This window comes from beta proteobacterium MWH-UniP1, from assembly GCA_036362785.1.
Lineage (GTDB): Bacteria > Pseudomonadota > Gammaproteobacteria > Burkholderiales > Burkholderiaceae_A > Lacustribacter.
On sequence record CP143625.1, the window covers coordinates 617,929 to 631,571 of the forward strand.

A 13,643-nucleotide genomic window follows, 5' to 3' on the forward strand; every position below is an offset into this window, starting at 1 on the left:
TGGATTGGCTGATGCCTGCGTTGCCACCTTCCGTGCTCTTTGAGGTCTTTCAACATTTTTTGTTGATGTCGCTCTTAGCGACGGGCGGTGCGATCACCTTGGCCCCAGAGATGCACCGTTTTATGGTGGGTGAGACGGGCTTACTGACCGATGTGCAGTTCACCTCATCGATTGCGATTGCCCAGGCAGCGCCCGGCCCGAATCTGTTGTTTGTCACGGTCATGGGCTGGCAGGCGGCGGGTGCGTGGGGTGCTTTGGCCACCACGATCGGTGTGTTGACGCCTTCGGCAATTCTGGTGATTCTGGTCCATCGGTTTAGTCATTCGCGCGCTGACTCGGTCTGGGTGCAGGCCATGAAAGAGGGCCTGGCACCGGTGGTGATTGCATTGATGCTGGCCACTGCCTGGATTTTGGCGGAGCCATGGTTTGACAACACGCGTGTGCTGCTCTTGTTGGTGACAGCGACAGCGTTGACGACACTCACCCGGATCGCGCCTGTGATCTTAATCGCGGGGGGTGCGCTGGTCGGCGGCCTGGGCCTGTTGCAATAGCCGCTTAGAACTCGCCGATTCGCACGGCAAGGGCGGCCAGCACAGCGGCTGCGGCCGTTTCTGTGCGCAGAATTCTTGGGCCAGACTGCACACCGATAAAGCCGGCGTTGCGTGCCAGCGTTTCTTCTTCGTCGGTCCAGCCGGCCTCGGGGCCAATCAAGAGCGTGATGGCTCCCTGCAAGGCCACGGTGGAGAGTTTGGTCGCCGCAAATGGATCCAGAATCAGGCCGGTTTTTGGCCCAGGTCTCGCGCCCCAGTCGGCCAGAAACTCGGCCAGCCGCATCACCGGGGAGATCGTGGGCACGATCGTGCGGCCTGACTGGGCTGCGGCCGCGGCTGCGATCGCCATCCAATGATCTCGTCGTTTTTCGGCACGCTGTGGTTCCAGCTTTAAGACACTTCTGGACGCCGCAAGTGGCACAACCTGTCTTGCGCCGAGCTCGGTGGACTTTTGCACCACCCAATCCATCTTGTCGCCCGTGCACAGGGACTGCACCACGCAGATATCGGCGGGCGACTCACGGTTGATGGATTCGATGCGTTCGATTTCAACGCAGACCTGTTGGCGGTCTGCCCGGGTCACCCTGGCCTGCGCTTCCTGGCCGTGGCCATCAAACAGTGTGACTGCTGCGCCGGGCATGACCCGCAAAACGCCTGCCAAGTGATGGCTTGTCTGGGCGTCCAGCGTGAGCGGGCCTAATTTCAGGTGCTGGAAAAGGACTCGTGGCTGCATGATTGGGGGCCGTTTGAGGGGTAAAATTCAGAGTTTCGATGAATTCTATGGGTGAGCCGTCTGCCGCGGGTTGGCAGGGTAGAACAGGTCCGATTTCCCTCGATATTCACCCAAAAAGTAAGACCGACTTAAGTATTCATTCAAGATTAGTGACTTTAACTTAACAATTAAAAATCCTAGAGTTTGTGGGTGAATTAGCCCTCAACCATCTTTTCACCCACTCATCGGATCTCTCGCCATGCAATTTCCCGCCCAAGACCTCCCCACCTCTGTCATTCCCATGGCCAATGCCATCCGTGCCCTGTCGATGGACGCGGTCCAAAAAGCCAACTCGGGTCACCCCGGCATGCCGATGGGCATGGCAGACATGGCGGTGGCGCTCTGGGCCTGCCACCTAAAGCACAACCCAGCAAACCCCTGTTGGCCTGACCGCGACCGGTTTGTGGTGTCCAACGGCCATGGTTCGATGTTGCTCTACAGCCTGCTGCATCTTGCGGGCTATGACTTGCCGATGGAAGAGCTGAAAAACTTCCGACAGTTGCACTCCAAAACGCCGGGCCACCCCGAGTACGGCATGACGCCAGGCGTGGAGACCACCACTGGCCCGCTGGGCCAGGGTATCTCCAATGCGGTGGGTTTGGCGCTGGCCGAGCGACTGATGGCGGCGCAGTTCAATAAGCCCGGCATGGAAATTGTTGATCACAACACCTATGTGTTTTTGGGTGATGGCTGTCTGATGGAAGGTGTCTCGCATGAGGCCTGCTCGTTAGCGGGGGTGTGGGGCCTCTCTAAGTTGATTGCACTGTATGACGACAACGGCATTTCGATTGATGGCCAGGTTGATGCATGGTTTCGTGATGACACGCGCAAACGTTTTGAAGCCTATGGCTGGCATGTGATTGGCCCGGTGGATGGCCACGATGCCAAGGCCGTGAGCAAGGCGATTGCCCAGGCACGTGAGTGGTCGGTCAAAGGCCACAACGGTCGCCTCGCACCCACCATGATTATTTGTAAGACCCAGATCGGCAAGGGCTCGCCCAACCGGGTGGGCACGGCCAAGGCCCACGGTGAGGCGCTGGGTCCTGATGAAATTGAGCTCACACGTCAGGCCATTGACTGGCCGTATGCACCCTTTGAAATTCCTGCAGATCTGCAATCCGCATGGGACGCCCGTGCAACAGGTGCAGAGCGCGAGGCCAAGTGGAATGCCCTCTTTGAGCGTTATGCCCAGGCCCACCCACACGAGGCCGCCGAATTTACCCGCCGCATGAAGGGCGATCTGCCCAAAGACTTTGCGCAAAAGACACAGGCCCTGATTACCAAACTCACCACTGAGAGTCTGACTGTTGCCAGCCGCAAGGCCTCGCAGATGGTGTTGGACGATCTTGGCCCCCGCACCCCTGGATTGCTTGGGGGTTCTGCCGACTTAACCGGCTCTAACTTGACCAACTGGAAGGGCGTCGCCGCAGTTCGCGTTGATGCCAAGGGTGGGCTGACGGCCGGTGAGCACATCAATTACGGTGTTCGTGAATTCGGCATGGCGGCAGTCATGAATGGCATTGCTTTGCATGGCGGCTTTATTCCCTATGGCGGCACCTTCTTAACGTTTTCTGATTACAGCCGCAATGCCATTCGCATGGCTGCGCTGATGAAGATTCGTGTCATCCATGTTTTCACCCATGATTCGATTGGCCTTGGCGAAGACGGCCCAACCCATCAGCCCGTCGAGCATCCCGCATCACTGCGGCTGATTCCGAATCTGCATGTCTGGCGCCCCGCAGACGCTGTCGAAACAGCTGTGGCCTGGAAGGCTGCCGTGACCCGCCGCGATGGCCCAACAGCCTTGTTGTTGTCGCGTCAGAATCTGCCCCCGCAGATCTGCCAAGACAAGATGGCCGAGCAAGTCGAAAAAGGGGGTTACGTTTTATCGAGCGATCCCAAACCGCAGGTGGTGCTCATGGCAACAGGCTCGGAGGTGTCTTTGGCCATGCAGGCGGCCGGCCAGCTGAAGTCCGAGGGGCTGCGTGTGCGTGTGGTGTCGATGCCATCGACCACGGTCTTTGATCAGCAGACCGTGGCCTACAAACAATCCGTGTTGCCCGATGGTGTGCCCCGTGTCGCAGTTGAAGCCGGTGTGACTGATTTCTGGTGGAAGTATCAGCCCGACGCCGTCTTGGGCTTGGACCGCTACGGTGAGTCGGCCCCAGCCGGTGAGCTCTTCAAATATTTCGGCATCACGGTAGACAACCTGGTGGCCACTGCAAAGGCAGTTGCCAACTAAACGTTTAATTTTTTAATTCAGGAGAGGAATGCAATGACCATCAAAGTCGCAATCAACGGGTACGGACGTATTGGCCGCAATGTGCTGCGGGCCCACTACGAAGGTGGCAAGAAACATGACATTCAAATCGTGGCCATCAATGACCTTGGCGACCCCAAAACCAATGCCCACCTGACCCAATACGACACGGCCCATGGCAAGTTTCCTGGCACCGTTTCGGTCGATGGTGATTGCATGGTGGTCAATGGCGATCGCATTCGTGTTCTGGCCAATCGCAATCCTGCTGAACTGCCCTGGGGTGAGTTGGGTGTGGATGTGGTGCTGGAGTGCACCGGATTTTTCACCAGCAAAGAAAAGGCTTCTGCCCACTTAAAGGGCGGCGCGAAAAAAGTTGTGATCTCTGCCCCTGGCGGTAAAGATGTCGACGCTACCGTTGTCTATGGTGTGAACCAAGGCGTGCTTAAGGCCTCCCACACCGTGATTTCGAATGCATCGTGCACCACCAACTGTCTGGCTCCCGTTGCAAAAGTGCTCAACGACAAGCTTGGCATTGAAAGCGGTTTGATGACCACGATTCATGCTTACACCAACGACCAGGTGTTGACTGACGTGTATCACGAAGATCTGCGCCGTGCCCGTTCGGCCACCATGTCCATGATTCCTACCAAAACCGGTGCTGCTGCCGCAGTCGGCCTGGTGCTGCCCGAACTCAATGGCAAGTTGGATGGCTTTGCCATGCGTGTGCCCACCATCAACGTGTCGGTGGTTGACCTAAGCTTTGTGTCGAAAAAAGCCACCACCGTGGAAGAAGTCAACGCCATGATGAAGGCCGCCAGCGAAGGCGAGCTAAAGGGTATTTTGGGATATAACACTGCCCCGCTGGTGTCGATCGACTTTAATCACGATGCCCGTTCCAGCGTGTTTGATTCCACCCAGACCCGCGTGTCGCACGACGGCAAGCTGGTGAAAATCCTGTCGTGGTACGACAACGAGTGGGGCTTTTCTAACCGCATGTTGGACACCACGGTTGCACTGATGTCCGCGAAGTAATCCGCGGCGCATCAACGGCAAGACTTAAATGCCTGATCAACTCGCAGTGGCCCTGCCGCGTGCAACGAAGATTGTTGCGACGCTGGGCCCTGCGACTTCTTCTTCCGAGATGATCGAGCGGCTTATTGCCGCCGGGGTCAATGTGGTGCGCCTGAATTTTTCGCACGGCTCAGCCCAGGATCATTTGCAGCGTGCAGCGATCGTGCGTGCCGCAGCAGAAAAGCTGGGCCGAGATGTGGGCATTCTGGTGGACCTTCAGGGCCCAAAGATTCGTGTGGGCAAATTCTCCGAAGGCCGTGTGAACCTGGCGGCGGGCGACACCTTTACCTTTGACACCGCCTGCACCCTGGGGGATCAGCATCGCGTTGGGCTGGACTACCCCGAGCTTGTGAACGACGTGGCGCCTGGTGATACCTTGCTGCTCAATGACGGGCAGATCTCCATGCGGGTCAATGAAGTGACCGCAAGCACCATTGTCTGCACCGTGCTCGAGGGCGGCGTGCTGTCTGATCGCAAGGGCATCAATCGCCAGGGTGGTGGCTTGTCTGCACCAGCATTGACCGATAAAGACATTGAGGACATCCAAACAGCCGCTGCAATGGAGGCTGATTTTCTGGCCGTGTCTTTTCCCAAGGGGGCTGCCGATATGCTGCAGGCCCGATCAATTCTAAAAAAAGCTGGTGGCCGCGCAGCCCTAGTGGCAAAGATTGAGCGTGTCGAAGCCATCGACAATCTGCAAGAAATTATTGATGCCTCCGACGTCATCATGGTGGCCCGCGGTGATCTAGCAGTGGAGGTGGGGGATGCAGCCGTGCCCGCCTTGCAAAAACGGATGATCCGCATGGCCCGTGAATCCAATCGGGTCACGATCACGGCCACCCAGATGATGGAGTCCATGATCTCATCGCCTGTGCCCACCCGTGCCGAAGTCTCCGATGTGGCCAATGCGGTGTTGGACGGTTCCGATGCCGTCATGCTCTCGGCAGAAACAGCGGCGGGCAGTTACCCCGTGCAGACGGTGCAGGCCATGGCCCGCGTTTGTCTTGAAGCAGAAAAGTCGGCCCAGATCGCGCTGGAATCAGATTTTCTAAACCGCACCTTTGACCGTGTCGATCAGTCGATTGCCATGGCATCCCTTTTTACCGCGCGGCACTTACAGGTGAAAGCCATTGCCGCGCTCACCGAGTCGGGCTCGACGGCCTTGTGGCTGTCCCGCCTGAATTCTGGTGTGCCGATTTATGCATTGACGCCCGCAAAGGCCAGCCGCCAGAAGATGGCGCTCTATCGCGACGTCACGCCCGTGTTTTTTGATTACAACTCCCGAGAGCGTGAAGAAGTGCTTCGCGAAGCCGAGCAGCGCTTGGTCGATGAGGGGATTTTGAGTGCCGGCGATCTTTTGGTGATCACGATTGGCGAGCCCATTGGTCAGTCGGGCGGCACGAACACCATGAAGATTGTTCGGGTGACGGCATCCCCACGATCCGGCAGCAAAGCGATTTCAAATCTCAATTTAGATTTACAACCTCCCATTCAACCCCGATAAATTTAGTGAATTAAAAAAGGAGACGGTCATGCCCTTGGTATCCATGCGACAACTCTTAGACCATGCTGCAGAAAATGGTTATGGAATCCCAGCGTTTAACGTGAACAATCTGGAGCAGGTGCAGGCCATCATGGCAGCCGCAGCAGAATGCGATGCGCCGGTCATCATGCAGGCATCCGCTGGTGCCCGTAAATACGCAGGCGAAGCCTTTTTGAAGCATTTGATTCAGGCGGCCGTAGAAACTTATCCATCGATTCCTATCGTGATGCACCAGGACCACGGCCAAAGCCCCGATGTCTGTCAGGGCGCGATCGCCTTGGGTTTTTCCAGTGTGATGATGGATGGTTCGCTTGAAGCGGACGGCAAGACTATTGCCAGCTATGACTACAACGTTGATGTCACCAAAAAGGTTGTCGAGATGGCCCATGCCACGGGCGTGTCCGTCGAAGGCGAACTGGGCTGCCTGGGTTCTTTGGAAACCATGAAGGGCGATAAAGAAGATGGCCACGGCACCGATTCCACCATGACCCATGATCAGCTTCTGACCGACCCGGAACAGGCGGCTGATTTTGTGAAGCGCACCCAGCTAGATGCCTTGGCGATTGCGATTGGCACGAGCCATGGCGCTTATAAATTCACCCGCAAGCCCACCGGTGACATCCTGGCCATTGATCGCATCAAAGAGATCAACAAGCGCATCCCGAACACCCACCTGGTGATGCACGGGTCCTCTTCTGTGCCCCAGGAATTGCTGGCTGAGATCCGTCAGTTTGGCGGCGACATGAAAGAGACCTATGGTGTGCCGGTGGAAGAGATCCAAGAGGCGATCAAGCACGGCGTTCGTAAAGTCAACATCGATACCGATATCCGCTTGGCCATGACGGCAGCGGTGCGTCGTTACTTGTTTGAAAACCCGTCGAAGTTTGATCCACGCGATTTTCTAAAACCAGCCCGTGAGGCAGCCAAGAAGATCTGTATGGATCGCTATCGTCAATTCAACACCGCTGGCCAGGCCAGCAAAATCAAGCCGGTTCCGCTTTCTGAAATTGCGAACCGTTATAAGTCGGGCGCTCTTGCCCAGATGGTCAAGTGATTGGTTAACGCATGTCTGCTTTGCTTCAGTCTTCTATCCGCTCTTTGCCACTGATTTCTCGTGGCAAAGTCCGTGACATCTATGCCGTCGGTGACGATAAGTTGCTGATGATCACCACGGACCGTCTCTCGGCATTTGATGTCATCATGAGCCGGCCGATCCCTGAAAAGGGGGTGGTGCTCAATCGCATGACGGACTTCTGGTTTTCGCGTCTGGGCCATATCGTGCCCAACCACTTAACGGGTATTGCACCAGAGTCGGTGGTGGATGAATCTGAAGTTGATCAGGTCCGCGGCCGCGCCGTGGTGGCCAAGCGACTCAAGCCCGTTCCGGTGGAGGCAGTCGTTCGCGGTTACATCATTGGTTCCGGCTGGAAGGACTACCAGGCCACCGGCAGCGTCTGCGGCATTGCGCTACCAGCTGGCTTAAAGCAGGCAGCGAAACTGCCAAGCCCCATTTTTACGCCAGCGCACAAGGCCGAGATGGGCCTGCACGATGAAAACATCACGTTTGAGCAGATGTGTGCGCAGGTGGGCAAGGATCTTGCTGAAAAGATTCGCGACATCAGCTTAAAGCTCTATCAAGAGGCCAGTAGCTACGCCCTTGAGCAAGGCATCATCATTGCGGATACCAAGTTTGAATTTGGGCTAGACGATGCTGGCACGCTGCATCTGATGGATGAAGTGCTTACGGCGGACTCGTCACGTTTTTGGCCTGCGGATGAATATCGTGAGGGCATCAGCCCCCCAAGTTTTGATAAGCAGTTTGTCCGTGATTATTTAGAAACGTTGGATTGGGGCAAAACACCGCCACCACCACCTCTGCCGGATCATGTGGTGGAGCGCACGGCGGCGAAATATCGCGAGGCCCTGTTTCGAATTGCTGGTGTGCGACTGCCTGTGGTGGGCGTGGTCATGGGGTCCCAGTCGGACTGGGACGTGATGAAACACGCAGTGGCGATATTGGATCAGTTCGGCATTCCGCACGAGGCCCGTGTGGTCTCAGCCCATCGCATGCCGGATACGCTGTATGCCTACGCCGAAGCGGCACAGGCCCGGGGCCTGCGCGGCATTATTGCCGGCGCTGGCGGTGCCGCGCACCTGCCTGGCATGCTGGCTGCGAAAACCACAGTGCCTGTCTTTGGGGTGCCGGTGCCGTCGAAATATCTGCGCGGGGAGGATTCCTTGTATTCGATTGTTCAGATGCCCAAAGGCATTCCCGTGGCGACATTTGCGATTGGTGAGGCGGGTGCTGCCAATGCGGCCTTGCACTTGATTGCAACATTGGCTTGTGAAGATGAGGTGCTGCGGGATCGGCTGGCGGCTTTCCGCGCTCAGCAGACCCAGGATGCACAGTCCATGAACGCAACCCTTGGTCACGCATGATTGGTCTGATGGGGGGCGGCCAGCTTGGCCGCATGATGATTCAGGCTGCCCATCGTCTGGGCCAGCAGGTCATCGTTCTTGATCCCGATGCAAACGGACCAGCCGCCCAAATTGCTGATCAGGTGGTTGCGGCGGATTACACGGACTTCCAAGCCCTGGCAACGCTGGCTGAAAAAGCGAAGGTATTCACCACCGAGTTTGAAAATGTTCCGGCGGAGTCGCTTCGGTTTTTGGCCAAGTACGGCAAGACCATGCCAGACGCCAATAGTGTTGGTATTGCCCAAGACCGTATTGATGAGAAGCGGTTTATTGCATCAACGGGTGTCGATGTCGCACCCTACGCGGTGATCACACGCGCCGAAGATTTTGATGATCTTCCTGAAGGCCTATTCCCCGGTATTTTGAAATCTGCACGGCTGGGCTATGACGGCAAGGGTCAACACAAGGTTCACACCGCTGCCGAAGCACGCAGCGCCTGGCAGTCCATGGGCAATGTTCCTTGTGTGTTGGAAAAGATGTTGCCACTCGAGCGCGAGATCTCGGTGATCTGTGCCCGCGATCGCGACGGAAATATTCAGGTCTTTCCGGTGGGCGAAAACACCCATCGCCACGGCATCTTGGCGGTAACCCGGGTGCCCGCAAGAATTTCTCAAGGTTTAGAAGAGCGCGCCCGTGCGGCAGCCCATTCGATTATTGGTGCGCTGGGGTATGTGGGCGTCTTGTGTGTGGAATTCTTTGTGTTGTCGGGCAATCGCTTGGTCGCCAACGAGATGGCTCCACGGCCACACAACAGTGGCCATTACACCATTGAGGCTTGCACGACCAGTCAGTTTGAAGAGCAGGTCAGAATCTGCGCGGGCTTACCTTTGGGGGCTACCGATCTGAAGTCGCCAGCCGTCATGCTCAATGTGCTGGGTGACAGTTGGTTCAAATCATCCAGCGAACCCATTGAACCCGATTGGGAAGCGGTCCGTGCGCAGCGCGGTGTCTATCTGCATCTCTACGGCAAGGCTGAGCCGCGTCGTGGCCGCAAGATGGCCCATGTCACGTGCTTGGGTGAGTCGATTGAGCAGGCCTGTCAGCGGGCCCGAGTCGTGGCTGACATTCTGGGTTTGGATGTTGGCAACGCGCTCATCTGAGTTGCATCAAGTCGCCCAATCCAGAGCCACTTAAAGCAACCAAAGCAATCGCCTGATATGGCCAAACCACAATCGGTCAACCCCTGTCTGCTATCAACCGCAGCTGAGCTGCTGGCCCTTGGCCATTTGGTGGCCTTTCCGACCGAGACCGTTTATGGCCTGGGGGCAGATGGATTAAATCCAAAGGCTGTGGCGAAGATTTTCCAAGCCAAGGGCCGGCCTGCAGATCACCCCGTGATTTTGCATGTAGCCGATGTCACCAAGGCCAAGAGCCTGGCGCTAAATTGGCCTGCCGTTGCTGATCAGTTGGCCCAGGCCTTTTGGCCGGGACCAATGACATTAATTTTGAAGCGGGCCGCCCATGTGCCCGATGCCGTGACGGGTGGGCAGGAGTCGGTCGGGGTTCGCATTCCTTCCCATCCGGTGGCACTCACACTGTTGCGTGAGTTTTCAGGAATCGGTAGCGGTGTGATTGCGGCCCCATCGGCCAATCGATTTGGTGCGATTAGTCCGACACGTGCCATTGATGTGGCCAACAGCATCGGTGATCGTCTTGGGCCCCATGATTTGATTTTGGATGGTGGTGATTGTCAGGTGGGCGTGGAATCCACAATCGTTGATCTGAGTGGTGATGCCCCAAGAATTCTTCGGCCCGGTGGTATTGGCCGCCAGGCGATTGAAGACGTGATTGGCCAGATGACATCGGCCACTGGCAATGCGCCGCGTGTTTCGGGTGCCTTGGCCTCGCACTACGCACCGCAAGCCAAGACTATGTTGATCGACGCGGCACGGGTGGTGGAGACAATCAACAAGCACCACCTTGAGCAGCCCACGTTAAAAATTGGCGGCCTGCTGATTCGCGCAACATTGCCGCAAGAAATAGCAGGCAATCTCCAGCTTCATATCAAAGCCATGCCGGCCGATCCTGCCGCCTATGCCCATGATCTTTATGCCGCACTCAACGATTTGGATCGCCAGGGTTTAGATCTGATTGTGATCGAGGCCCCCGCCCACACGCCCGAGTGGGAAGCAGTCTTGGATCGATTAAAGCGCGCGACGTACTCAACGTCGAAGTAAACGCGAGCTCAGGCTTTAATAGATCGTCTTTGGGCAGAGTGCTGGTAGTTCTGCAAAGAGCGCGTCGGCCGCTTGCTGGCGCTGGGCTAGAACATCTGCCGCAGGGGATGCGTTGGTGGGAGCAGTCCAGATGCTATTGGGAAAGCAGGGGTCGTCTTTCCAGCGCGGAATAATATGCCAGTGCTGGTGGGGCACCTGGTTGCCAAGACTGGCGATGTTGATTTTGTCTGGGTTGATCAACTCACGCATGCGGGTCTCAATGGCGACCAATAGCTTAAAGAGTTGCTGCTGCTCTGGCGCAGCCAATTCGCTGAACTCGGCCACATGCCGATTCACAATCAGTCGCAGATAGCCGGGGTAGTTGGGATCATCTACCGAGACCACACGCCAGAAGGCACCGCGCCAGATCAGCCGGTCACCATCGGTGGTGCACAAGGAGCAATCCGGCTGCGGCATGGAGGAGCGCTCATTGGCCGGCGATTTCATCAAGACATCTAAGATCGACATTTATCTTCCTGAACAGTGGCCACCGGTGGATGCTTCACCGCTGCCCAGCGCAAATGGTGGGGGTTCGACACGTGGATGGCCGCTTGCAGCGTAATCCAGCGTGAGCAGCCCGACAAATATTACCCAAAATACGATGACGCCGCGGGTCATGCGATCCCCGCTTTCTGGCGTGCTTTCACGCCAAAGATGGATCCGATAAAGGCAAAGCCAAACCATACCCAGCCGTGCAGACTGGCGGAAGCCACACCGCCCAAATAGGCGCCTACGTTACAGCCATAGGCCAGGCGCGAGCTATAGCCCATGAGCAGGCCCGCGATAATGCTAATGATGAGCTGTGGTGCATTGGGCCACTGCTTTAAATGAAAACCTTTGTTGTTCCAGCGGCTGGCCATCAGTGCGCCATACAGCAGGCCAATATTGGTGACCGATGTCACGTCCCACAAGACCGGCTCAGCAATGCGCTGGGCATGTGGGGCAACGCCCCAGAAGCTGTCATTAGACAAATCTACACCCACTGCACTGACTGCTTTTGCACCCCACAAGCCCAGGCCATAAACAATGCCCCAGGGCTGACCCGCCACGATCAAATGCATCGCATAAAGAATGGCGATCACCAAGGCGCCCCACAACCAACGTTGTGGGACTGCCGGTAGAGATTTGCCACGTTTGCGTGAGGCACGGTTGGCATAGATCAGGCTTACTGCAGTCACAAGAGCGCAACCGATAAGCGTGATGATCAAAGCGTTTTGAACACCATAGAGTTCAATGAAGTCGACGGCAGCAGCTTCCTCTTGTAATCCTGCGAACTCCAGTGGGCCGCCGAGTGATGCCCAGCCGGCCTGGTGGGATGCGCCGACAAAACTGCCAATGATGAACGCGGGCAGCACCACCCAAGACGTTGGCGAAGATGCCCCTGCTTTATACAAGGTGCCAGACCCGCAGCCATCGGCCAGCTGCATGGCAAATCCAAAGAGCAGGGCACCGATCAGCAGACTCCAGGTAATGGGGGCCACTGCGCCGACAATTTCCGATGAGTAGCTATTCAGTAACGGAAAGGCCAAAAGCGCACAGAGCACCATCATGACCATCTGGCCAATCATGCCCCAGGGGTCTTTGTTGACCATGAGATTGCGCCAGCCGGTTGTGAAACCAAAGCGTGAAGCGCTGAGTGCCGCGCCAAAGCCCAGCCCTAGAATGAGCAGAAAGCCGGCCCGCAGGCCAGCAATCCAAGTCACAGCGAGCCAGCCCAGAATGGCTGGGCTGATCAGGGTCAGGCGATACATTTATTTCTTCAGGTTGGAGACAGCATCTTTAAGCTGATTCATTAGGACTTTGCCGCGTGCCGGTTCGTTGTCCATTGGATTGCGTGATTTAGACCAACCAATTGTGGATTCCGGGTACATGCGGACATTGGGCTGGCCGAGTATTTCGGACAGAACAAACCAAGTGGTAGCACTCCAATGGCCGGTGTTGCAAAAACTAATGACTTCATCACTGGTGATCAGCCCCGCACTTTTGGCCAGCGACTCGAGTTGGGCCTTGGGTAAAAGCTTGCCAGTGTTGAGCTGGAACCACTCTTCATGGTCAAAGTTTTTGGCACCCGGTAGTGTGCCAGCGCGTGCTGCAGCGGAGTGTTTGTCTTGCCCAAGAAAATAATCCTCTGGGCGCGAGTCGGTGAGCAACAGTTTCTTTTTGCCAGCATTACGCTGGGCGATTAATTCTGCGACTTGGGCAGTGGTTGGAATCTGCCGTTTATCCAAGGTGACTTGAATTTTTGTGGAGGTGATTTTTGGCGTAGCCGTCTCAAGCGGATACTTCAAGGCGCCCCAAGCACCCAGGCCGCCATCCAAGATGGAGATGCGTTGAATGCCAGCGAGTTTCAGTGTCCAGTAAAAACGGGCGGCGCCACCAAAGTCACTGCCGTCAGCACCGGTGTGGGCAATCACAACATAAGTGCTGCGATCAATGCCCCATTGGCTGAGTAATTCGGAGAGTTCTTTATCGGAGATGACTTCTCCAGGGTTTGATTCTGGCCCGCGAATCGACGAGTAGGGTGCAGCAACCGCGCCGGGGATATGGCCGGCTTCGTAATTGGGGGTCTTGCCATCGTTTTGAAATAACTCGCGGATATCCAATACGCGAACGGCCTTACGTTCAATCAGTGTGCGCAATTCTGCTGGCGTGACGATGGGGCTTACGGTTGCCGGGGATTTGGCCTGGGCCACGGGAGTGTGCAGCATTTGTGCGCTGATCAGTCCGATAGCAACGGTCAGGCTCATGAGAA

13 protein-coding genes and 1 pseudogene are annotated in these 13,643 nt (G+C 56.6%); 9 read left to right on the plus strand and 5 right to left on the minus strand.

Annotated elements, in window-relative coordinates:
- The first annotated feature begins 11 nt into the window (after positions 1–11).
- Positions 12–551, plus strand: a complete 540-nt coding sequence (locus tag AOB54_03015; GenBank protein WVN42363.1) for a chromate transporter — start codon at positions 12–14, stop codon at positions 549–551.
- A gap of 4 nt (positions 552–555) precedes the next feature.
- Here AOB54_03015 and AOB54_03020 read toward each other — a convergent pair whose 3' ends face one another.
- Positions 556–1,284 (minus strand): 16S rRNA (uracil(1498)-N(3))-methyltransferase, encoded by a 729-nt coding sequence (locus AOB54_03020; protein ID WVN42364.1) that lies wholly within the window; start codon positions 1,282–1,284, stop codon positions 556–558.
- A 238-nt stretch (positions 1,285–1,522) separates the two neighbouring features.
- On the opposite strand from AOB54_03020, the gene tkt reads away from it, so the two are divergent.
- From tkt to AOB54_03060, 8 genes and pseudogenes are all read left to right on the plus strand, one after another.
- Positions 1,523–3,565: a transketolase gene (tkt, locus tag AOB54_03025; protein ID WVN42365.1), complete on the plus strand. Its 2,043-nt coding sequence runs from the start codon at positions 1,523–1,525 to the stop codon at positions 3,563–3,565.
- 33 nt (positions 3,566–3,598) lie between these two features.
- Positions 3,599–4,615 carry a type I glyceraldehyde-3-phosphate dehydrogenase gene (gene gap, locus AOB54_03030; GenBank protein WVN42366.1) on the plus strand — a complete coding sequence of 339 codons (1,017 nt, stop codon included), beginning with the start codon at positions 3,599–3,601 and terminating at the stop codon, positions 4,613–4,615.
- Between the two features lie 28 nt (positions 4,616–4,643).
- Positions 4,644–6,158 carry a pyruvate kinase gene (pyk, locus tag AOB54_03035; GenBank protein ID WVN42367.1) on the plus strand — a complete coding sequence of 505 codons (1,515 nt, stop codon included), beginning with the start codon at positions 4,644–4,646 and terminating at the stop codon, positions 6,156–6,158.
- Between the two features lie 28 nt (positions 6,159–6,186).
- The gene (gene fba, locus AOB54_03040) at positions 6,187–7,251 is read left to right on the plus strand and encodes a class II fructose-bisphosphate aldolase (protein WVN42368.1); all 1,065 of its coding nucleotides are present in this window, start codon (positions 6,187–6,189) and stop codon (positions 7,249–7,251) included.
- Between the two features lie 11 nt (positions 7,252–7,262).
- Positions 7,263–8,147: pseudogene (locus AOB54_03045) on the plus strand (phosphoribosylaminoimidazolesuccinocarboxamide synthase).
- 18 nt (positions 8,148–8,165) lie between these two features.
- Positions 8,166–8,636: a 5-(carboxyamino)imidazole ribonucleotide mutase gene (purE, locus tag AOB54_03050; protein WVN42749.1), complete on the plus strand. Its 471-nt coding sequence runs from the start codon at positions 8,166–8,168 to the stop codon at positions 8,634–8,636.
- Positions 8,633–9,775 carry a 5-(carboxyamino)imidazole ribonucleotide synthase gene (locus AOB54_03055; protein ID WVN42369.1) on the plus strand — a complete coding sequence of 381 codons (1,143 nt, stop codon included), beginning with the start codon at positions 8,633–8,635 and terminating at the stop codon, positions 9,773–9,775. The genes purE and AOB54_03055 overlap by 4 nt, the downstream gene beginning before the upstream one ends.
- Positions 9,776–9,832: 57 nt before the next feature.
- A complete protein-coding gene (locus tag AOB54_03060) occupies positions 9,833–10,852 on the plus strand; it encodes an L-threonylcarbamoyladenylate synthase (protein WVN42370.1) in 1,020 nt (339 codons plus the stop codon).
- A 15-nt stretch (positions 10,853–10,867) separates the two neighbouring features.
- Here AOB54_03060 and AOB54_03065 read toward each other — a convergent pair whose 3' ends face one another.
- The 4 genes from AOB54_03065 to AOB54_03080 are packed head-to-tail and all read right to left on the minus strand — an operon-like array spanning position 10,868 to position 13,638.
- Positions 10,868–11,359, minus strand: coding sequence for an HIT family protein (locus AOB54_03065; protein WVN42371.1), 492 nt, complete (start codon positions 11,357–11,359; stop codon positions 10,868–10,870).
- Positions 11,360–11,509: a hypothetical protein gene (locus tag AOB54_03070; GenBank protein WVN42372.1), complete on the minus strand. Its 150-nt coding sequence runs from the start codon at positions 11,507–11,509 to the stop codon at positions 11,360–11,362.
- The gene (locus AOB54_03075; GenBank protein ID WVN42373.1) at positions 11,506–12,642 is read right to left on the minus strand and encodes a YeeE/YedE family protein; all 1,137 of its coding nucleotides are present in this window, start codon (positions 12,640–12,642) and stop codon (positions 11,506–11,508) included. The genes AOB54_03070 and AOB54_03075 overlap by 4 nt, the downstream gene beginning before the upstream one ends.
- Positions 12,643–13,638 carry a sulfurtransferase gene (locus AOB54_03080; protein ID WVN42374.1) on the minus strand — a complete coding sequence of 332 codons (996 nt, stop codon included), beginning with the start codon at positions 13,636–13,638 and terminating at the stop codon, positions 12,643–12,645. It lies immediately after the preceding gene.
- Positions 13,639–13,643: the final 5 nt, after the last annotated feature.